Genomic DNA, 20,566 nt, shown 5'->3' with positions numbered 1-20,566 from the left:
GCATGTTCCAACTCACTCCAAGGAATGACCCCAATGTCGCTGTCATCCGCCAAGAACTACGCTCTGCGTGCGGCCAAGTCGCAGGATCAGAAGGAAGCGATCGAGCTGCTGTCGAAGGCGATCCTCGAACTGGCGAATTCGATCGAGACGACCGACGCCAAGCTCAAGAAGATCAACAAGGACAAATCCTAGTGTAGGATCGCCTCTGAAGGGCAGGGACTTTAAGGATGGCGCTCGAGACGGCGACGCTGGAAGCCAATGGCCTGCGCTTTGCGGCCGACACCGCGGGGCAGGGTGACATCGTTGCGCTGTTGCTGCACGGATTTCCCGAGGCGCGGCAATCCTGGCATCGGCAGATCCCGTTCCTGGCAGAGCTCGGCTGGCGGGTGGTGGCGCCGGATCTGCGCGGCTATGGTGGCACGTCGCGGCCCGAGGGCAAGGCGGCGTACTCGATCGAACATCTGACCGACGACGTCGCGGCGCTGTTCGCCGCGCTCGGCGGCAAGCGCCGCATCCTGATCGGCCACGACTGGGGCGGGGTGATCGCCTGGCAGACCGCGCTGCGCGGCAAGGTGCATCTCGACGGGCTGATCATCCTCAACGCGCCGCATCCGGATGCCTTCGCGCGGGAGCTTGCCCGCGGATGGCGGCAACGACGCCGGTCTTGGTACGTCGCGTTCTTTCAGATTCCATGGCTGCCGGAATGGCTGCTGACCCGCGAGGGCGGAGCACCGCTGGAGAAGATGTTCAAGAGCCACAGCCAACAGATCCCGGCCAAGCAGATCGAGATCTATCGCCGCAACATCGTGCAGCCGGGTGCCGCGACCGCGATGCTGAATTACTACCGGGCCAACTTCACCGGCCTCGCTGGCGGCGCCGGCAGCAATCCGGTGATCAATGTGCCGACGCTGATGATCTGGGGCGAGGACGACCTCGCGCTCGACATCGCCCTGACCGAAGGCAACGCGCAATTCGTCGAGGACTTCAGTCTGCACAAGCTGCCCAATTCCTCGCATTGGGTACAGCAGGACGCGCCCGACGAGGTCAATGCGACGATCGCGGAATGGGCGAGGGCGAAGGGGCTAGCGTAGCAGAAGCGGCGCTTCGTCGATGGGTTTCGCTTACGCTCAACCCATCAACACCATTGCGTTGATTCCCATTGCGTTGATCCGCCTCCGCCTCAGCGGAAGCTGATCAGCCGGAACAGCGGCGCCAGATAGCTCATCTCCTGGCCGGAGGTCGGCGTGGTGCGGCTGATGAAGTCGAAGATCTTGCCGTCCTGCAGGCCGTAGTTGGCGATCCGGCGGACCTGGCGGTTCTTGTCGAAATAGATCGCAATCACCCGCTGGTCGACCACCTTCTGCGGCATGAAAGCCACCGGACGCTCGGTACGCTGCGAGATGTAGTAGAATACTTCACCGTCCAGCGTCGCGACCGTCGACGGCGTGCCCATGACCAGCAGCACCTGATCCTGGCTCGCGCCGATCGGAATCTGCTCAAGCGCGCCGTTGGGCAGGATATAGCCCTTTTGGAATTGTTCCGAGGTGCAGGCGCCCATGCCGGCGCCGACCAGCGTCAGCGCTACGGCAAGGCCGAGGCTGCGCGGCAGCGAAAAACGGCTTCGCAGCGCATTGGCGCGCTCGCGTCGGTCGATCGAAATACTCATTCGGGAGCTGGCCCCATCCCCTTGCATCGCGCAGGGCGTTGACGTACCGGGCAAGAACTCGGAAAGCAATCCCGAAAGGCCCGCACGGGCCGACTGGAACCCGCGATGATCTGGCCTTTCAATCTGCTTCGTCCGCCCCGAACGCCGTCGCACGGCACCATTGAAGCGATCTATGGCACGATCGTGGCGCAGTCGCGCCTGCCGGCCTTTTATCAGGAATTCGGCGTCGCCGACACCGTCAACGGCCGATTCGAGATGCTGGTGGTGCATTTGTGGCTGGTGCTGCGCCGGATTCGCAGCATTCAGGACGCTTCGCCGTTCGCCCAGGCGCTGTTCGACTATTTCTGCAGTGATCTCGACGCGAACTTGCGCGAGCTCGGGGTCGGCGACCTGTCTGTGCCGAAGCGGATGCAGGCGTTCGGCGAGGCGTTCTATGGCCGTTCGGCGGCCTACGATCTGGCGCTCACCGAGGGGCGTGAAGATCTCGAGCTGGCGCTGAATCGGAACGTTCTCGACGGCGCCGACATTGAAAATGCACGCCGGCTGGCGGTTTATGTCGGGCAGGTGATTGCGGCGCTCGACTCGGTGCCGCCGGCCAAGCTCCGCAGCGGGGAATTGCCGTTTCCGCAACCGGCGGTTCGAGACGGAGAGGTTTGACGATGGCGAGCGAAGACAATCCGTGGAGTGTGCCGGTGATGGTGCTGCAGATTCCCGAGACCGGGCTGCACCTCGACATCGTTGCGAGCGCCGAACAGCGCGAGGCGATCAGCAAGCTCGGCGACCTGCGCGGCGTCGCCGAGGCCGTTGCGTCATTTGATCTGAAGCCGTTCGCCGATGGCCGCGTCCATCTGACGGGGCGGGTGCGAGCCAAGGTCACGCAGACCTGCGTGGTGACGCTCGACCCGGTCGACAATGTCATCGACGAGCCGGTCGAACTCACGTTCCTGCCGCCGGAGCAGATTCGCGAACTCGCCGACACGGTCGACGACGACGGCGAGCCCGATCCCGGCGATCCGCCGGAGGCGATCGAGCGCGGCATCATTGACGTCGGCCGCGTCGCCACCGACGCGCTGTATCTCGGGCTCGATCCCTATCCGCGCAAACCGGACGCGGTGTTCGAGCCGATCGTCGACCGCGACGATCCCGATATGAACCCGTTCGCTGCGTTGAAAGCGCTCCAGCAGCCGGTAGGCTCCGAAAGCCCGCGCAAGCCGAAAAAGGGCTGAGCGGGCAGCGTCCGCCCAGCCGCCGCAGACGCGGCGCGTTCGCAGCACGAAATCATGCACGCACGCTACGAATTGCGACTTAAATCTGCCCGATCAAGATGTTGTATCGGAGCCGAGAAAGGCTATTGTCCGGCCCAATCGGTGTGCAGCGCTGCACGCTTTTCACCGCCCCTTCGGGGCTTTTTTTGAGTCCGCGACCAAGCGCTTCCAGGTCGCAGGCGATCAGGTTTCCGGAACGCCCATGCCTCAAAACGTTCGAATCGCGCTCGACGCAATGGGTGGCGATTTCGGCCCCTCTGTCGTGATTGCCGGCGCGGCGATCGCCCTCGGCCGGCATCCGGACATCGAATTCCTGCTCTACGGCGACAGCAAGCTGATCGAGAAAGAACTCGCCGGGTATCCGGCGCTGCGCAAAGTCTCGCGGGTGATCCACAGCGACGTCGCGGTGGCGATGCACGACAAGCCGAGCGTGGCGCTCCGCCGTGGCCGCTACAAATCATCGATGTGGCAGGCGATCGACGCGGTGAAGAAAGCCGAAGCCGACGTCACGGTGTCGGCGGGCAATACCGGCGCGCTGATGGCGATGGCACGGTTCTGCCTGCGCACGCTGCCCGGCATCGATCGTCCGGCGATTGCCGCGACTTGGCCGACGATGCGCGGCGACTCGGTGGTGCTCGACCTCGGTGCCTCGATCGGCGGCGATGCGCAGCACCTGAAGGCGCTCGCGATCATGGGCGCGGCAATGGCCAGCGTGCTGTTCGATCTGGAGCGGCCGACCGTCGGCCTGCTCAACATCGGCGTCGAGGAAATCAAAGGCGGCGACGAGGTGCGCGAGGCCGCCGAGCTTTTGCGCGCGATGAACTCGCCGCGGTTCGATTTCATCGGCTTCGTCGAAGGCGACGGCATCGGCAAGGGCGCCGCCGATGTCATCGTGTCGGAAGGCTTCGCCGGCAACATCGCGCTGAAGGCCGCGGAGGGCACTGCGCGCCAGCTCGCGGAGTATCTGCGCGCGGCGATGTCCCGGACCTGGCGGTCGAAGATCGGCTATCTGTTCGCGCGCGATGCGTTCAAGGCGCTCAAGGAGAAGATGGACCCCAACAAGTCCAACGGCGGCGTCTTCCTCGGCCTTAACGGAATCGTGGTCAAAAGCCACGGTGGAACCAACGCCGAGGGCTTTGCCTCCGCAGTCGATGTTGGCTATGACATGGTCCGCTACGATCTCCTGACCAAGATCAATCAAACGCTCAATCGTGATGCCGGCGCGTTGGTCGCGACGCCGAGCGCCCAGGAGGCTGTCTCGTGACGGTGATTCGTTCGGTCGTACTGGGCTGCGGCGCTTATCTGCCGGAGCGGGTTCTCACCAACGAAGAGCTGGCTCAGAAGGTCGATACCTCGGACGAATGGATCGTCCAGCGCACCGGAATTCGCGAACGCCACATCGCCGCTGACGGCGAATTCACCTCGCATCTGGCCACCAAGGCGGCCCAGGCGGCGCTCGACAATGCGGGCCTGACCGCCGATCAGATCGACCTGATCGTGCTGGCGACCTCGACCCCCGACCACACCTTCCCGGCGACCGCGGTGCAGGTGCAGGCCGCGCTCGGCATGACTCACGGTGTCGCTTTCGACCTGCAGGCGGTGTGCTCGGGCTTCGTGTTCGCGGTTGCAACCGCCGACAATTATCTGCGCGCCGGGTCGGCCAAGCGGGCGCTGGTGATCGGCGCCGAGACCTTCTCCCGCATCCTCGACTGGAATGATCGCGGCACCTGCGTGCTGTTCGGTGACGGCGCCGGCGCGATCGTGCTCGAAGCGCAGGAAGGCTGGGGCACCTCCGCCGACCGCGGCGTGCTGACCACGCACCTGCGCTCGGACGGCCGCCACAAGCACAAGCTGTACGTCGACGGCGGCCCGTCGAGCACCCAGACCGTCGGCCATCTGCGGATGGAAGGCAAAGAGGTGTTCAAGCACGCGGTGGGCATGATCACCGGTGTGATCGTCGATGCCTTCAAGGCTTCCGGCACCAGCGCCGACAATGTCGACTGGTTCGTGCCGCATCAGGCCAACAAGCGCATCATCGACGCTTCGGCCCAGAAGCTGCACATCGCCCCCGAGAAGGTGGTGATGACGGTCGACCGCCACGGCAACACCTCGGCAGCCTCGATTCCGCTGGCATTGTGCGCTGCGGTAACCGATGGCCGGATCCAGAAGGGCCACCTCGTTCTGCTCGAGGCGATGGGCGGCGGCTTCACCTGGGGCGCCGCGCTGCTGCGCTGGTAGTTGTGCGCGTAAGATTTTAGCAGTATTTCCATGGCGTTCGGTGCTAACTTTGAGGTGCTTTAAGACCCGCCGCTGTTGACCGGCGGTTGTTAACCTCTTAATTTCAGCGCAGATTTTCTTTCGCCGTGAGGTGGGGCAGGCGATGGCCGGACGAACAGTCACACGTGTCGATCTATGCGAGGCGGTCTACCAGAAGGTCGGACTGTCCCGCACCGAGTCGTCGGCATTCGTCGAACTGGTACTGAAAGAGATCACCGACTGTCTGGAGCGTGGCGAGACGGTGAAGCTGTCGTCGTTCGGCTCGTTTCTGGTCCGCCAGAAGGGGCAGCGCATCGGACGTAACCCGAAGACCGGCACCGAGGTGCCGATCTCGCCTCGGCGGGTGATGGTGTTCAAGCCGTCGGCGATCCTCAAGCAGCGCATCAACGCCAATGGCGCGATGCCTGATTCGACGACAGAATCCGAAGAGACCACCGCACAAACCGCATCCGGCGGCTGACGGGGAGCTGGCCTTTGGACAAGGCACCCGACGCATTCCGCACCATCAGCGAGGTCGCAGCCGAGCTCGACATTCCGCAGCACGTGCTGCGGTTCTGGGAGACGCGGTTCAATCAGATCAAGCCGATGAAGCGGTCCGGCGGTCGGCGCTACTACCGGCCGGACGATGTCGATCTGCTCAAGGGCATCCGCCGGCTGCTGTACGGCGAGGGCTACACCATCCGTGGCGTGCAGCGGATCCTGAAAGAGCACGGCATCAAATCGGTGCAGCGACTGGCTGATGCCGAGGTCCACGCCAGCTTCGGCGCGGTCGAGGCGGCGATCACGCGCTCGGTCGCCGAGGAAGAAGAGTTCGAGCCGATCCCCGGCGGGATCGATGCCGATGACGACGATTACGACGGCGAGGATGAGGGGCTCGATCTGCACGCCGCGATGGCCGAGCCCGACCACCGGCCGGCACCCGCGCCGCGCCGAACGATTGTCGCCGAACCGCGCCACGATCCACATTTCGACGATCACGAGGACGACCACGACGACGATTTCGCCGTCGAGCCGCCCCCGGCTCCTGCGATGGCAGCGCCCGGCCGTGTGCCTCGGTTCGATCTGCCGCCGCTCGAGTTTCCGGCCGCCCAGGCGCCGGCGGCTGCACCGCCGGTCGATCTTGCCCCGTTGCGCGCTGCCTTGAGCGACCTGATCGCCTGCCGCGAACTTCTCAACGCCGCGGCCAAGGACGGCTGAGGGCAGGCGGGTAAGGTTGAGCAATCACCTCAAGAATCGCCTTTAAGCGTAGGCTAGGCTGGAACTTTTGTGACGATCTAGCTGGCCCCGGCCAACCACGATTGTGCGTGTTCGAGAACATTTGAGCACAAGTGGATTCGGCAAAGACGTGGCTGCCCGGGAAGAGCCGGGCATGATGCCGTTCGAACGTGGACTGCCGGAATAGACGGCGGTGCTGTGGATTGCACGCCAATCGAACCAGCTTGGTCCGACGTCACATTCTTCAGCATACACGTCTCGGATTTGATCCTCCGCAGCTTGCGCGAAGCACCGATCGCCGCTACAGCATCAGGGCCGAAACGGCATCGGAGCGTGGCGCAGCCCGGTTAGCGCACTAGTCTGGGAGACTAGGGGTCGAAGGTTCAAATCCTTTCGCTCCGACCATTAAATGGCTCTGCCTGCGGCGCTACTCCGCTGGGTGGGCATAAAGAGCTATCGGTTTTTCGCTGGCTTTTTCCGGTTCTTAGTCTGCAGCTTACTTCGTGCCGGATGCGCGCAAACCTCGCGCTGATTGCTTTCCGCCCGCCGAGCGATACGCCGATCCGGGAACTTGAATTGTCATTTGCCAGTCGTGCGCGACGCCACGATGCGGGCGGCCTTTGCGGCTCACTGAGCAGCCGGACATCAGCCCGTATCCTCCGACCTATTCAGGCGACGAGCCCTGATATGTCCGGCGCCGGAGCATTTCGGTGCATACGCCGCAACCTTGCCGCACGTCATTGATCGCCCTGATCATAAGCAACGCCGAGATAAGATGCTACCTCTTTTGGGCGATGTAGGCTGCTATACTCTACCATCGACTGAACGGGCACGATCCATTATGGAGATGACCATGATCCCGGATGACGAACGAGAACTAACGGGCCGGCTCATTAACAACGATTCTTGGGATATATCGACAAACAATGCGACGGTAAGTCATCTTCCGTTTGCACCAATGCCAGCGCCTCCACCGCCGCCGCCGCCGTCTAGTGACAAAGCGCCTTCGCCGCCTTCGTCAGAGAATCCGTAGTGCCAACAGCCGAGACGGTCGATTCTTTCTCTCTGGGCAATCTGGCGAACCTTGCGACAATCGTCGGATTGGTAGTCGGAATTATCGCGCTGCTCTACGCTGGCCGCCAGTTGCGTCTGAGTCGAAACGCTGGTTCTGCAGCAACGCTGATCGCACTGAACGCGGCGTTCCGTCAGGAATGGACGCTCTTTCGAGCGGCACAAATGGACGCGGACCGGCAATATCACTTCGCGAACCTCGTCAACGAACTAGAGGCCGCTTGCGCGATCTACTTCGACGACATTTTCTTTGGTGAGTCTCGACGATTGTTGAAACATTATCTGCTCGACGTGTTCGACCGCATCGACAAAAGCCAAGAGGCGCGAGCACTGCTGCAACCCGTTCTTGCAAACAAAAATACATTTGCCAGCATCCGCGAATTTCTGCGTCATCACGGAAAGAAACACGACGCATTCGTGAAAGCGGCGTAGTGACCACTGTGCTGTATCTCTTAGATTCTCAATTCCCTTTCGCGCCTTCGGTTGCTCATTAAAAGTCTCACAACCACCTCGCCGCCGCAGTGAGTGAATGCCTGATATTCGAGCTTCGCTCGCGGCCCCCTAGATCACGCCGAATTCGATGTGCTGGCCTATATGAGCTTCTCGCCGGCGCACCGCATCAAGCTGCACTCGACTAATCCAATCGAACGGCTCAACGGCGAGATCAAGCGGTACACCGAGGTGGTCGGCATCTTCCCCAACGAAGACGCCATAGTCCGCCCCGATCGGCGATGATCCCGTCGTCAGCCTACGGGCCTTCGCCAACTGACCGGCCCGGACCTACTCTGCCAACGCGATGACCCGCCGCCAACCACACCACGCAAAGGGACACGATCCCGGCACCTTCTTGCCGTGTCGAGCCGTCCGCTGCGCGTTGCCGTTCAAGCCTTGGAGCGGCTGTCGCGCGATGGGCTTGTGGCACTGCCAGCCATGCCGGCGCGCCGATTGGAGGGTGCGCTTTATGATGATGTGCGAGGCCGCTCGACGCGATCGTCTCTTGGCATCGAGGTCGCTGACTCACAGCCGGGGCGATCCGTCGGGTTGCAATCGACGGGCGATCGTTCGGATATAATTCGCGTTGAAGTAACAGTTCTCAGAACTATTCAAAACGTCGCCGATTAGGACTGTTTGTCGCATCACTGGCGCTTTCTCCGCATGATCGCGGGCACCGGGGATGTCCGCTAACAGCTGGCGGAAATGTGAGAATTTGACGTCAGCTAATCGCTAGGCCGAAGCGCTCGCTGGTGCGAGGCGCGTGGTGAACTGGAGGTATTCCATACTGCGACCTCGTGTCCGGATGGATGTGCTCGATTACAGCAGCGATGGAGCTGGGCCTCCCAGCAACATCGGGGCATGGGCATGTTTCAAACAACAACAAAAGCGACAGGGCGAACTCTTCTGCTCTGCACGGTCGGCGCGGTCGCGCTGACGATTCAAATTCCGCAAGCTGTACACGCGCAATCCAATCTGCCGGCCGTCACCGTCGATGCGCCGCGCGCCGAGCGGGCGCGCACCGCGCGTCCGGCCGCCAGCACGCGCGCCGCCACCACGCGGCGCGTCGCCGCGCGCCGGGATGCGCGACCGCCTGCGCCGGTCGCGCCGGTGCCTTATGTAACGCCGTCGACCGGCACGCTCGGCGCGCTGCCGGCGAGCTACGCGGGCGGCCAGGTCGCGAGTGGCGGGCAGGTCGGTTTCCTCGGCAATCGCAGCCTGCTCGACACGCCATTCAGCCAGACCAATTACACCGCCAAGCTGATGCAGGATCAGCAGGCGCGCACGATCCGCGACGTCGTCGCCAACGATCCCTCGGTGCGCGCGGTGACGTCCGCCGGCGGCGGACAGGACGGCTATTTCATCCGCGGCTTCTACTACGACGTCGGCGATCTGGCGCTCAACGGCATGTACGGAATGGCACCGTTCTGGAGCGTCGGAGCCAATTTCATCGAACGGGTCGAGATCCTGAAAGGCCCGACCGCACTGCTCACCGGCATCTCGCCGCTCGGCGCGGTCGGCGGCAGCATCAATCTCGTCACCAAGAAGGCGCCGGATTACGACATCACCCGGCTGACCGCGACCTACGCGTCGCGCTCGCAATTCGGCCTGCAGGCCGATGTCGCGCGGCGCTATGGCGAGCACAAGGAGTGGGGCGTCCGCTTCAACGGCAGCTACAGCGACGGCAAGACGCCGTTCGACCGGCAGAGCAGCGAATTCGGTAACGCCGTGCTGGGTCTGGATTATCGCGGCGAGAACGTCCGGGTCTCGGCCGATGTCGGTTATCAGGCCAACAACCTGAATCCGCCGATCCGGTTCTTCAGTTTCCAGTCGAGCGTTGTGCCGCTGCCGCCGGCGCCCGCGGCGAGCTCCAACGCGATTCCGGATTGGGCGTATTGGAAACCGAAGGACACCTTCGCCACGGTCAAGGCCGAAGTCGACGTCACGCCCGGCCTCACGGTGTACGGCGCGGCCGGGTATCATCAGGCCAAGATCGATTTCAAGTTCCTGTCGCCGACCATCATCAACCAGTCGGGCGACTATGGCTCGCGCCCGTTCGCCGGCGAACAGACGTTCACGGCCAAGACCGGTGAAGTCGGGCTACGCGGCGAGGCCGACACCGGACCGATCAACCACAAATTCGTGGTGAACTACGGGGTTTTCGATCGCCCGAACGAGAACTCCTATCTGGCTGCTAACGGTCTCGTCGGATCGAATATCTACAATTACAAAGCGATCCCCGAGCCGTTGTTCTCGATCCCGAGCAGCAACTCTGTCAGCCTGAAGCAGTGGAGCGTCGGGGCCGCGGACACGATGTCGATCCTGAACGGCGGCGTTCAGGCCGTGGTCGGCGTCCGCCGTCAGCACGTCAGCAACAGCTCGACCGATCTGCTCACCGGCATCACCACCGGGCAGGACGGTGCCGCCTGGAGCCCCGCCTATGCGCTGCTGATCCGGCCGCTGTCGAACGTCACGCTGTACGCCAACTACATCGAAGGGCTGCAGCCCGGCACGACCGTGGGAGTCGGCTACACCAACACCAACCAAGTGTTTCCGCCGTTCCAGACCAAGCAGGTTGAAACCGGCGTCAAGGTGGATTTCGGCAAGATCAGTGTCACCGGCAGCCTGTTCGAGATCAAGCAGCCAAGCACGATCGTGTCGAGTGCGAACGGATTCCTGACGCTGTCGGCTGACGGCGAGCAGCGCAACCGGGGTGCCGAACTCAACATGTTCGGTGAACTGGCGCCGGGCCTGCGGCTGCTCGGCGGCGCCACGTTCATGGACGGCGTGCTGGAAAAGACCGACAGAGGCCTCAACGACGGCAATCGTGCGCCCGGCGTTGCGCGGGTCAACGTCAATCTCGGCGCCGAGGTCGACGTGCCGGGCGTCGACGGCCTGACGTTGACGGGCCGCGTGATCCACACCGGCTGGACCTATGCCAACGCCGCCAATACCCAGGTGCTGCCGGCGTGGACGCGGTTCGATCTCGGAGCCCGGTACACCTTCCTGTCGCCTTGGAACGGCAAGCCGATCGTGGTGCGGGCTGCGATCGAGAACGTGGAGAACGTCGCTTACTACGCGTCGTCCTACAGCGGCAGCGCGATCGGGCTCGGCGCGCCACGGACCTATCTGGTGTCGACGACGTTCAACTTCTGATCCAGAAGGCCTGACAGCCGCGCCGCTGTTGCGGCGGCGCGGCAGCCTTTCAGGCGACAGGTAGCCTGTCGATAGGCGTTGCTCAACGTTGGAAGATGTCGAGACCGAGCGTCGTCGCGAGACGCCAATCGATGACAAAACATGTCTAATTGTTTCGCGAATCCGAAGTTATTAGTTGGCGGCTTGTCTTCTAGATAAATTCTACCGCCTCGTATCGTGCGTCGAATTGGCCGCCAGGTTACACGACCAAGCAAGCTGGCATTGCCGGCAGCAATTGGGACGTGAATATGAAGCCGCAAACAAGACAATCCGTGACGCAGGGCCTTCTGCTATGTTCGGTCAGCCTGATCGCGCTGGCGACGGACTTAGCGCAAGAGGCGCGGGCGCAATCCAACCTACCTGCAGTGACTGTCGATGCTCCTCAGCAACAACAGCGCGCGCGCAGTGCATCGACGACGAGTTTGCGGACGACTGCGCGGGCCGCGCGCCGGACAAGCGCGGCGCAAAATCCGCCGCGGGCTGCGCCGGCCCCTTCGGTCAACGAGCGACTCTATGCCGGCGATCATAGTTATGTCGCCGGGCAGGCGAGTTCAGCGTCCAAGACGAACACGGCTCTGATCGATACGCCGCGTTCGGTCAGCGTCATTGATCGCAAGGAACTCGACGATCGCGGCGTCACCAGCATTCCGGAAGCGGTGCGCTATTCCGCCGGCGTCACCACCGGCGCGTTCGGCTACGATCCAAGGTTCGATCAGATCTACATCCGCGGTTTCGCGACAACCACACTCGGCGACTTCCGCGACGGGCTGAAGCAGTTCCCGGCAGGTTTCTCGACTTTTCGTACCGAACCGTACCAACTTGACAGCGTCGAAGTCATCAAGGGGCCCGCAGCGGTGCTGTACGGGCAATCGGTGCCCGGCGGACTGGTCGATCGGCGCTCGAAATTTCCAGTCGATAATCAAGTCAACGAGATTGCGATTCAGGCCGGCACGTTCGATCGGTTTCAGACCGCGTTCGACATCGGCGGCGCAGCCAATCCCGATAAGTCGCTGCTGTATCGACTGGTTGGTGTCGCCCGCAGTGGCGAGACCAACTTCGACGTCGCCGACCAACGTCTTATGTTGGCGCCGTCGCTGACTTGGCGTCCGACGCTGGACACCACGCTGACGACCTACGCCTTGCTGCAGAAAGACGAAACCGATGCCAGCGTCGCCGCGCTCAATCGCAACGGCAAATTGCTGACCGTCAACGGCCGGTATCTGCGCGCCAGCGATCCCAAATACGACTATCTGAAGCTGCAGCAGGTGCAGACCGGGTATAAGCTGGAGCACCGCTTCGACGAGGTCTTCACTTTCCGTCAGCATACGCGGTTCTCCAATCTGAAGACGGATTCGCGCTATCTCAGCGGGAGCTTCGCCAACTCGACCACGTCGATCTACGATCGGGCGGCCTATGCGGTCGGTGACGAGCAGACCAGCTGGCAGACCGACAACAATCTGCAAGCGGATTTCGCCACTGGACCTGTGGTGCATCGGGTCCTTGCCGGCTTGAACTACGATCACAACGTTTGGGATTTCAAATTCGGCGGCAGTGGCGTGCAGTCGATTTACGCGCTGGACATCACCAACCCGATCTATGGAATCGCCGGTGTGACGCCCGCCTACACCTCCGGCTCGCGCTCGACCCAACAGCAGATCGGGGTCTATCTCCAGGATCAGATGCAACTCGGCGGTTGGCACCTGTCGCTTGCAGGACGGCACGATTGGGCCGATCAGACGCGAATCAACACGTACACCAACGCGGTCACCGGCCAGCGCAACGATTCTGCGTTCTCATACAGCGCGGGGTTGCTGTATCACTTCGACAACGGCGTCGCCCCCTATGTCAGCTACGCCACCTCGTTCCAGCCGTCGACGTCGATGGCGATCGACGGCAGTGTCCTGGCGCCGTCGGAAGGCGAGCAGTTCGAGGGCGGAGTGAAATATCAGCCGCGCGCCGATGTGCTGCTGACCGCCTCGGTGTACGACCTCAGAGAGAAAAACGCGGCGAAGCTCGCTGGCTATGTCAACGGCGTCGCCTATTACGCCTCGGTCGGTGAGATTCACGTCCAGGGCTTCGAGCTCGAAGCGAGGGCGCGGCTGACGCCGGAACTGGAGACGGTGACGGCCTATACGTTTGCCGACGCCGAAATCACCAAGACCACGGTCGCCAGCGAGTTGAACAAGGTGCCGGCGGTAACCCCGAAGCACACCGCCTCGAGCTGGCTGAACTATTCGTTCCTGAACGGTCCGCTCGACGGCCTCGGGCTCGGAGCGGGCGTGCGCTATGTCGATTCGACCTGGACCTCGAATGCGAACACCTCTCGCAACAGCGCCTATACGCTGGTCGACTTGGCGATGCGCTATGATCTCGGCAAGCTTTCGCGGCAGTTTGCCGGCTTCCAGGCGTCGGTCAACGCCAACAACATCGCCGATGATCAGATCGCAGTGTGCAATGCCGGCTATTGCTATCTCAGCCAGGGGCGCACGGTGATCGGCACGCTTCGCTATCGCTGGTAGGGCGGAGCGTTCGAGACTGCTGCCGGCCCGGATGGTCGTCTTGCGTGTCCGCGGATGCTTCGCATTTGTGGTTTGCCGCGACCATCCGGCATCCTTCCGCGCTTCATCGAAATGTCATAACCTCGCTGCATCGCGGCAAGCGAGGAGTCGATGATGCGATTTCGTGTCCGCAAGGCGGCCCATTTTCTCGAGCGTACCGGGCTGGCGCTGGCCGGGGCGGCATGCGGCACGTTCGTCGGCGCCCATGTCGGCACCAGCTTTGTGGCGCTGACCACGATCGGCTTCCTGCTGGGCATGATCGGCCTCGGAGCCATCGGGTTCTATCTCGGCATCGACATCCCGCCGCTGCCGTTCCACGACGCGGAAGAAGAAAGCCGTGCTCGAGGCAAGATCGACGCCGCCGAGTTTCTCAGCGCGTTCGGCACTTTTCTCGCAACGCTGGCGGCGTTCGTGTCGGTCAGTGCCGTGGTGCTACGGCTCAATCTGCATACGGCGTGGAGTTCGCTGATCCTGATCGGCTGGCTCGCCGGCGTGACGATGCAGATCACCGCCGGCGCGATCGCCCGGATACGCCGCGCGCACGCCCACTGAGTTCGCTTTTCCCCCCACAAACGAAAACCGCCCCGGAGGGCGGTTTTCCAGCATCGTGGCGAGTTCTGCTTGGCCTGACCCGCCGCGCGGCACGGGCAGGCTCCGCAGCGGGATTACTTGCGCCCGAGAAATCCGGCGACCGGCTCCGGCAGGGGGATCTTGGCGACGAGCTGCGGGGCGAACACCACCGCGGCAATCGCCAGCGCGATCAACACCGGCAGCAGTTCGAACGACGACACCTGCACCACCAGCCAGATCGCCACGATCAGCGCGGCGAGCTCGGCGGCGAAATACATCAGCACCGTGGTGAAGCCGGGCTTCGGTGACCTGGTCAGCGGCGGCGCCGTGAAGGCGACGAACACCGAAAACACCAGAAGCGCGACCAGCAGCAGGAACAGAAACGCTGCGGTCTGAAGGGTGGCTGCCAGCATGCTCGGGACTCCATAAGGATCGACTGAATCTGCCCGTAAGACTAGGGCAATTCGCCGAATCGCAAAAGCACGGCGCTGTCCGGGACGCGCCTGACGACGAATGCAGGCCCGCTGCAATGCCTCGCGATGGACTCGCGCAAGCTGTGGCCTGCAGCTAAGCTCGCCCATGCAGCTCCGGCTCGAACCGGCGCGCACCAAAAAACGGGAAGGGACGACGCGACCATGAAGGATTTCGCCGGCAGGATTGCCGTGATCACCGGCGGCGGCGCGGGCATGGGCCGCGAACTCGCCCGCCAGCTCGTCGCCGAAGGCTGCCACGTCGCGATCTGCGACGTTTCGCAAGCCGCGATGGATGAGACACGGCGGCTGTGCGAGGCAGACGGCCTGCCGCAGGGCGTCCGGATCACCACCCACGTCGTCGACGTTTCCCACGAAGCCCAGATGCAGCGGTTCCGCGACGAGGTCACCGCCCAGCATGCTACCGGCTGCATCCATCTGCTGTTCAACAATGCCGGGATCGGCGGTGGCGGCAGTATGATCGCCAATTCCCGCGAGCAATGGGAGCGCACCTTCAACATCTGCTGGGGCGGCGTGTATCTCGGCACCCGCACTTTCCTGCCGATGCTGATCGCGGCCGACGAGGGCCACATCGTCAATACCTCGAGCGTCAATGGTTTCTGGGCTTCGATCGGCCCATTGGCTCCGCACACCGCCTACAGTGCCGCCAAATTCGCCGTGAAGGGATTTTCCGAGGCGCTGATCGGCGATCTACGGCTGAATGCGCCGCATGTGCGTTGCTCGGTGGTGATGCCGGGCCACATCGGCACCTCGATCGTCAGCAATTCGCGCCGGATTCAGACCGGCGATCAGACGGACGAACTCAGTGCCGAAGAGGTCGCCGGCATGAGGCAGCGGCTGTCGGCGGCCGGAATCGATCTATCGCAGACCTCCGACGATGATCTTCGCGCGATGGCGAAGGAGCGGGCGCGCAGCTTCCTGGAAGACGCCCCGACCAGCGCAGCAGCGGCCGCCCGGACCATCCTCGACGGCGTGCACCGCGGCGACTGGCGCATTCTGGTCGGCGACGATGCCCATGCGCTCGACGCCCGCGTGCGTGCCACGCCGGAGCGCGCCTATGAGATCGAATTCTACCAAACCTTCGCCACGGAGGTCGGCTGGAAGCTGGGTTAAACGGTTGCAGGCGACCGGCGCCGCCCCGAAAACGGGGCGCCGACATAAAGGACCCATAAAGGACCGTTCATCTTCCACCTCGTTGAAGTACTTATCGGCGATGCAAGTGGCATGGGAGATACTCACGTGAGGAGACTTGAAATATAGCTGTCGCAGAATTCGGTACTGGCCTTTTTAGGGGTTCCTTTCATGAGCGAGGCTCTTTCCACGCCACACGTCGTGCTGCCGGCCCATCGCCCGAGTTCTTTTCTGTCCCTGTCGCTGGGCTCGATCGGCGTGGTCTACGGCGATATCGGCACCAGCCCGCTTTACGCGCTGAAGGAGAGCCTCACCGCAGCTGCCGCCGGCGGGGCGCTGACACGGCCGATGGTGCTCGGCGTGATGTCACTGATGCTGTGGACGCTGACGATCATCGTCACGTTGAAATACGTGCTGCTGATCATGCGCGCCGACAATCACGGCGAGGGCGGCACGCTGACGCTGATGGCGCTGCTGCAGCACGTGATGCATCGCCGCTTTGCGACGATTTCGCTGCTCGGCATGGCGGGCGCCGCGCTGTTCTACGGCGACGCCATCATCACCCCGGCGATTTCGGTGCTGTCGGCGGTGGAAGGCCTCAAGCTGGTCGAGCCGGCTTTCGACCCCTATATCCTGCCGCTGTCGATGGCGATCCTGATCGGCCTGTTCGTCGTGCAGAGCCGCGGCACCGCGGCGGTTGCGGCCTGGTTCGGTCCGATCATGCTGTTGTGGTTCGGCGTGATCGCGTTCGGCGGCATCATGAATCTCGCCAGCGACCTGACCGTCCTCAGCGCGGTCAACCCGATCTACGGCATCGACTTTCTGCTGCATCACGGCCGCGCCGGGCTGGTCGCGCTGGGCGCGGTGTTCCTGACTGTCACCGGCGCCGAGGCGCTGTACGCCGACATGGGCCATTTCGGCCGCAAGCCGATCCGGCTGGCGTGGTTCGTGGTGGTGTTTCCGGCGCTGGCGCTGTGCTATCTGGGGCAGGGCGCGCTGCTGCTCGATCATCCGGAAAAGCTCGAAAACCCGTTCTTCTTCCTGTTTCCCGAATGGGCGCTGCTGCCGATGGTCGGCCTCGCCACCGCGGCGACCATCATCGCCAGCCAGGCGGTGATCTCCGGCGCCTATTCGCTGACCCAGCAGGCGATCCAGCTCGGATTGCTGCCGCGGATGGATATCCGCCGCACCTCCGAGACCGAGAAGGGCCAGATCTACATCCCGCGTGCCAACTGGCTGTTGTTGATCGCAGTGCTCTATCTGGTGTTCGCGTTCAAATCGTCGAGCGCGCTGGCCTCGGCCTACGGCATCGCGGTGACCGGCACGATGATGATCACCAGCATCATGGCGTATTTCGTGATGCGCAAGTGCTGGCACTGGTCGGTCGCGACTTCGGCGCTGATCATCGCGCCGTTTCTCGCAGTCGATCTGATCTTCCTGATGGCCAATATGCTGAAGATTTTCGAGGGCGGCTGGATCCCGCTGTTGATCGGCGTCGGCCTGATGGGGGTGATGATCACCTGGCGGCGCGGCCTCAAGATCGTTGCCAAGAAGACCGTGCGCGACGAGGTCAACCTCGACGATTTCATCGCCTCGATCTCGCATTCGTCGTCGATCAGCAAGGTCCGCGGCGTCGCGGTGTTTCTCACCGGCAATCCGAACTCGACGCCGACATCGCTGATGCACAATCTCAAGCACAACAAGGTGTTGCACGAGAAAAACGTGATCCTGCGCGTCGTTACCGAGGACGTGCCGCGCGTTCCCGAGAGCGAGCGCAGCAGCGTCGAGATCGTCAACGACCGGTTCTCGCGGATGGTGCTGAGGTTCGGCTATATGGAGAGCCCCAACGTGCCGAAGGCGATGGCGGCCTGCACCACGCGCGATTTTGCATTCGACATCATGAGCACGTCGTTCTTCCTGTCACGCCGGGTGATTCGTCCGGCGGTGCCGTCCGAAATGCCGCGCTGGCAGAGCTTGCTGTTCACCAACATGGCAAAATGGTCCGACGATGCGAGCTTGTACTTCCGGATTCCAACCGGACGCGCGGTCGAAGTGGGGATGCAGATCAATGTCTGACGGCGGAGCAGCAGAGCAGGGCGAAACCTTCGACTATGCCGCGCTGGTCGCGGATCTCAACGCGCTGCTGCGGCTGAAAACCACCGTGATCGGCATGAAGATGTTCGCCACGGCCGCCGAGATGCAGGCGGTGCCGAAGATCCGCCGGCCGAACGCCATCCACACCACCGACCAGATCGTATCGATGGCGTCGCGTCTCGGTTGGACCGTCGGCATCACCGCCGCCGACCTGGTCGGCGAGCAGTGCCGCGCGGTGATCGGCCTCGCCCCGCAAAACGAGCAATGGCTCGCAGGCCGCTCTTATGTCGGGGTCTGGCACGCCACGCCGGAGGATGCCAGCGCGCGGCAGCATGCGCTCGACGTCGTTCCATTTGGCCAGCATCAGGCGATGGCGGTGTCGCCGCTGACCAGTGGCCGGCTCGATCCGCCGGATATCTGCCTCGTCTATGCGACGCCCGGGCAGATGATCATCCTGATCAACGGTCTGCAATATGCGGGTTACAAGAAGTTCGAATGGAGCGTGGTCGGCGAGACTGCTTGCGCCGACTCCTGGGGCAGGGCGCTGAAGACCGGGGAGCCGAGCCTGTCGCTGCCGTGCTTCGCCGAACGCCGCTACGGCGGCGTACCGGACGAAGAGATGCTGATGGCGCTGAGCCCGGCGCATCTGGCCAAAGCCATCGAGGGCATGAAGCAGCTCGCCAAGAACGGCCTGCGCTACCCGATCGCGCCCTACGGCATCCAGGCCGACGTTCGAGCCGGGATGGGCGCTTCGTATGCGAGTAAGTAATTCTCTTAGCCCCGTCATTCCGGGGCGCTCGCGAACGCGAGCGAACCCGGAATCTCGACGCGGGGAAGGTACGACGTTTCGACAATCTCGGGATTCCGGGATCGCCGCTGCGCGGCGCCCCGGAATGACGGTCTGGGGACAGCGCGTGAAGCGAGCGCCTCAGTAAGCGTTCTCACCCTTCAGGAGCGCCCACGGCGTTCTCAGCAGGATGTAGAAGTCGAACAGCACCGACCAGTTCTCGATGTAGTACAGGTCGAACTCGACGCGCTTCTTGATCTTCTCTTCGTTGTCGATCTCGCCGCGCCAGCCGTTGATCTGCGCCCAGCCGGTGATGCCGGGCTTGACGCGGTGGCGGGCGAAGTAGCCGTCCACGGCTTCGTCGAACAGCCGGCTCTGCAGCTTGCCCAGCACCGCATGCGGGCGCGGGCCGACCAGCGACAGATTGCCCTTGAACACCACGTTCAACAATTGCGGCAGCTCGTCCAGACTGGTGCGGCGGATGAAGCGGCCGACGCGGGTGACGCGCGGATCGTTGCGGGTGACGACCTTGGAGGCGGTGGGGTCAGCCTCATGATGATACATCGAACGGAACTTGAGCACGTCGATGCGCTCGTTGTTGAAGCCGAACCGCTTCTGCCGGAACAGCACCGGGCCCGGACTGTCGAGCTTGATCGCCAGCGCCACCAGCGCCATCACCGGCGCGGCGGCGAGCAGGATCAATCCGCCGACGACGCGGTCGAACACCTGCTTGATCACCAGATCCCAATCGGTGATCGGCGCCTCGAACACGTCGAGCGTCGGCACTTTGCCGACATAGGAATAAGCGCGCGGCCGGAATCTGAGCTTGTTGGTGTGCGCCGATAGTCGGATGTCGACCGGCAACACCCACAGCTTTTTCAGCATTGCCAGAATTCGGGTTTCGGCTGAGATCGGCAGTGCAAACAGCACGAGATCGACCCGTGTGCGTCGCGCGAATTCGGGGATGTCGTCGATCTTGCCCAGCTTCGGGACACCGGCGCAGGTGGATTGCGAGCGGGCGTCGTTGCGGTCGTCGAATACACCGAGGATGTGGATGTCGGAGGCGTCGGCGTGTTCGGCCTTCAGCGCCTCGATCAACCGGGCACCATTGTCGTCGCCGCCGACGATTACGGTGCGTCGATCGAGCCGGCCTTCGCGCCCCCAGCGTCGGACCAGTGCGCGCACCGCCATTCGTTCGCCAATCAGCGCGATCAGACCTAACGAGAAGAACGAGCCGAGCCACAGCCGCGACACCTCGCCGCCGAGTTTTGCAAAGAACGACGCGCCGATAAACAGCAGGAATACGAACGACCACGCCGAAATCAGCCGCGTCGTCTGCTTCAGCGTGCCGCGGAAAAGCTGGACCTCGTACAGGTCGGCCGCGTGGAAGGCGACGATCGCGGTCAGCGTGATGCCGAAAATGGCGGCTATGTACTCCCAGGAGAACCCATTGCGATGCACGACGATCGCGAAGTACAGCGCAATGCCGACCGCAGCGATCGTCAGAAAATCGGCCAACCGCACCGAGCCTGCGATCACGATCGGCGAATAGGCGGGCTGCACCTTCTCGTTGGCGACGGCGAGGGCGGCCGGCGACAGTCGCTTGCGCCGCTCGACGCGCCGTGTACCTTCGTTGGTTGTGACCGCGGCTCCCTTCGCAGCAGCGCTGATCATCGAGCGTGCGCTGATCGGCTCCATATGCTCAATTCCGTATCTTTGGCCGGTATGACGCTTAGGTCGTCCGGCAAAATCGC

General features: G+C 63.1%; 18 protein-coding genes, 1 tRNA gene and 1 pseudogene. 17 read left to right on the top strand and 3 right to left on the bottom strand.

The features are described from left to right. The first annotated feature begins 33 nt into the window (after window positions 1–33). Both DY468_RS24575 and DY468_RS00440 read left to right on the top strand, forming a co-directional pair. On the top strand, window positions 34–192 hold the full coding sequence (locus DY468_RS24575; RefSeq protein WP_205511735.1) for a hypothetical protein: 159 nt from the start codon (window positions 34–36) through the stop codon (window positions 190–192). Window positions 193–227: 35 nt separating this feature from the next. Then, window positions 228–1,091, top strand: coding sequence for an alpha/beta fold hydrolase (locus tag DY468_RS00440; protein WP_164601328.1), 864 nt, complete (start codon window positions 228–230; stop codon window positions 1,089–1,091). Window positions 1,092–1,180: 89 nt separating this feature from the next. Here DY468_RS00440 and DY468_RS00435 read toward each other — a convergent pair whose 3' ends face one another. Then, window positions 1,181–1,666 (bottom strand): outer membrane protein assembly factor BamE, encoded by a 486-nt coding sequence (locus DY468_RS00435; protein ID WP_164601326.1) that lies wholly within the window; start codon window positions 1,664–1,666, stop codon window positions 1,181–1,183. 105 nt (window positions 1,667–1,771) lie between these two features. Between DY468_RS00435 and DY468_RS00430 the strand changes: the two genes are divergently transcribed. From DY468_RS00430 to DY468_RS00375, 12 genes and pseudogenes are all read left to right on the top strand, one after another. Further along, a complete protein-coding gene (locus DY468_RS00430; RefSeq protein ID WP_164601324.1) occupies window positions 1,772–2,323 on the top strand; it encodes a ubiquinol-cytochrome C chaperone family protein in 552 nt (183 codons plus the stop codon). Window positions 2,324–2,325: 2 nt separating this feature from the next. Continuing rightward, complete coding sequence (locus DY468_RS00425; RefSeq protein ID WP_164601322.1) at window positions 2,326–2,892, top strand: YceD family protein; 567 nt, start codon at window positions 2,326–2,328, stop codon at window positions 2,890–2,892. 241 nt (window positions 2,893–3,133) lie between these two features. Beyond that, window positions 3,134–4,195, top strand: a complete 1,062-nt coding sequence (gene plsX, locus DY468_RS00420) for a phosphate acyltransferase PlsX (protein WP_164601320.1) — start codon at window positions 3,134–3,136, stop codon at window positions 4,193–4,195. After that, window positions 4,192–5,169, top strand: coding sequence for a beta-ketoacyl-ACP synthase III (locus DY468_RS00415; protein ID WP_164601318.1), 978 nt, complete (start codon window positions 4,192–4,194; stop codon window positions 5,167–5,169). The genes plsX and DY468_RS00415 overlap by 4 nt, the downstream gene beginning before the upstream one ends. A gap of 142 nt (window positions 5,170–5,311) precedes the next feature. Further along, on the top strand, window positions 5,312–5,668 hold the full coding sequence (locus tag DY468_RS00410) for an integration host factor subunit alpha (protein ID WP_164601317.1): 357 nt from the start codon (window positions 5,312–5,314) through the stop codon (window positions 5,666–5,668). Between the two features lie 14 nt (window positions 5,669–5,682). Continuing rightward, window positions 5,683–6,405: a MerR family transcriptional regulator gene (locus DY468_RS00405; protein WP_164601315.1), complete on the top strand. Its 723-nt coding sequence runs from the start codon at window positions 5,683–5,685 to the stop codon at window positions 6,403–6,405. Between the two features lie 345 nt (window positions 6,406–6,750). Beyond that, window positions 6,751–6,828, top strand: a tRNA-Pro gene (locus DY468_RS00400). Window positions 6,829–7,455: 627 nt separating this feature from the next. Further along, entirely contained in the window at window positions 7,456–7,926 is a 471-nt protein-coding gene (locus DY468_RS00395) for a hypothetical protein (protein ID WP_164601314.1), read from the top strand. 129 nt (window positions 7,927–8,055) lie between these two features. Beyond that, a pseudogene (locus tag DY468_RS00390) lies at window positions 8,056–8,214 on the top strand (transposase); the annotation flags it as partial. A 633-nt stretch (window positions 8,215–8,847) separates the two neighbouring features. Beyond that, a complete protein-coding gene (locus tag DY468_RS00385; protein WP_164601311.1) occupies window positions 8,848–11,142 on the top strand; it encodes a TonB-dependent receptor in 2,295 nt (764 codons plus the stop codon). Window positions 11,143–11,603: 461 nt separating this feature from the next. Further along, window positions 11,604–13,700 (top strand): TonB-dependent siderophore receptor, encoded by a 2,097-nt coding sequence (locus DY468_RS00380; protein ID WP_164601309.1) that lies wholly within the window; start codon window positions 11,604–11,606, stop codon window positions 13,698–13,700. A gap of 153 nt (window positions 13,701–13,853) precedes the next feature. Next, window positions 13,854–14,291 carry a hypothetical protein gene (locus tag DY468_RS00375; protein ID WP_164601308.1) on the top strand — a complete coding sequence of 146 codons (438 nt, stop codon included), beginning with the start codon at window positions 13,854–13,856 and terminating at the stop codon, window positions 14,289–14,291. Window positions 14,292–14,404: 113 nt separating this feature from the next. Here the strand turns inward: DY468_RS00375 and DY468_RS00370 are convergent, their stop codons facing one another. Continuing rightward, window positions 14,405–14,722: a hypothetical protein gene (locus tag DY468_RS00370; RefSeq protein WP_164601306.1), complete on the bottom strand. Its 318-nt coding sequence runs from the start codon at window positions 14,720–14,722 to the stop codon at window positions 14,405–14,407. 222 nt (window positions 14,723–14,944) lie between these two features. Between DY468_RS00370 and DY468_RS00365 the strand changes: the two genes are divergently transcribed. The 3 genes from DY468_RS00365 to DY468_RS00355 all read left to right on the top strand — a co-directional run bounded on the left by DY468_RS00365 (window position 14,945) and on the right by DY468_RS00355 (window position 18,794). Then, window positions 14,945–15,913, top strand: coding sequence for an SDR family NAD(P)-dependent oxidoreductase (locus DY468_RS00365; RefSeq protein ID WP_164601305.1), 969 nt, complete (start codon window positions 14,945–14,947; stop codon window positions 15,911–15,913). A gap of 189 nt (window positions 15,914–16,102) precedes the next feature. Further along, complete coding sequence (locus tag DY468_RS00360) at window positions 16,103–18,007, top strand: potassium transporter Kup (RefSeq protein WP_164601303.1); 1,905 nt, start codon at window positions 16,103–16,105, stop codon at window positions 18,005–18,007. Continuing rightward, on the top strand, window positions 18,000–18,794 hold the full coding sequence (locus tag DY468_RS00355) for a DUF169 domain-containing protein (protein ID WP_164601301.1): 795 nt from the start codon (window positions 18,000–18,002) through the stop codon (window positions 18,792–18,794). Before DY468_RS00360 ends, DY468_RS00355 begins: the two co-directional genes overlap by 8 nt. 159 nt (window positions 18,795–18,953) lie before the next feature. Here the strand turns inward: DY468_RS00355 and DY468_RS00350 are convergent, their stop codons facing one another. Continuing rightward, complete coding sequence (locus tag DY468_RS00350) at window positions 18,954–20,510, bottom strand: undecaprenyl-phosphate glucose phosphotransferase (protein WP_164601299.1); 1,557 nt, start codon at window positions 20,508–20,510, stop codon at window positions 18,954–18,956. Window positions 20,511–20,566 lie beyond the last annotated feature (56 nt).

It is taken from the genome of Rhodopseudomonas sp. BR0M22 (genome assembly GCF_010907035.1).
In the GTDB taxonomy this organism is placed as follows: Bacteria; Pseudomonadota; Alphaproteobacteria; order Rhizobiales; family Xanthobacteraceae; genus Rhodopseudomonas.
This window is presented reverse-complemented; position numbering and strand designations above follow the sequence as displayed.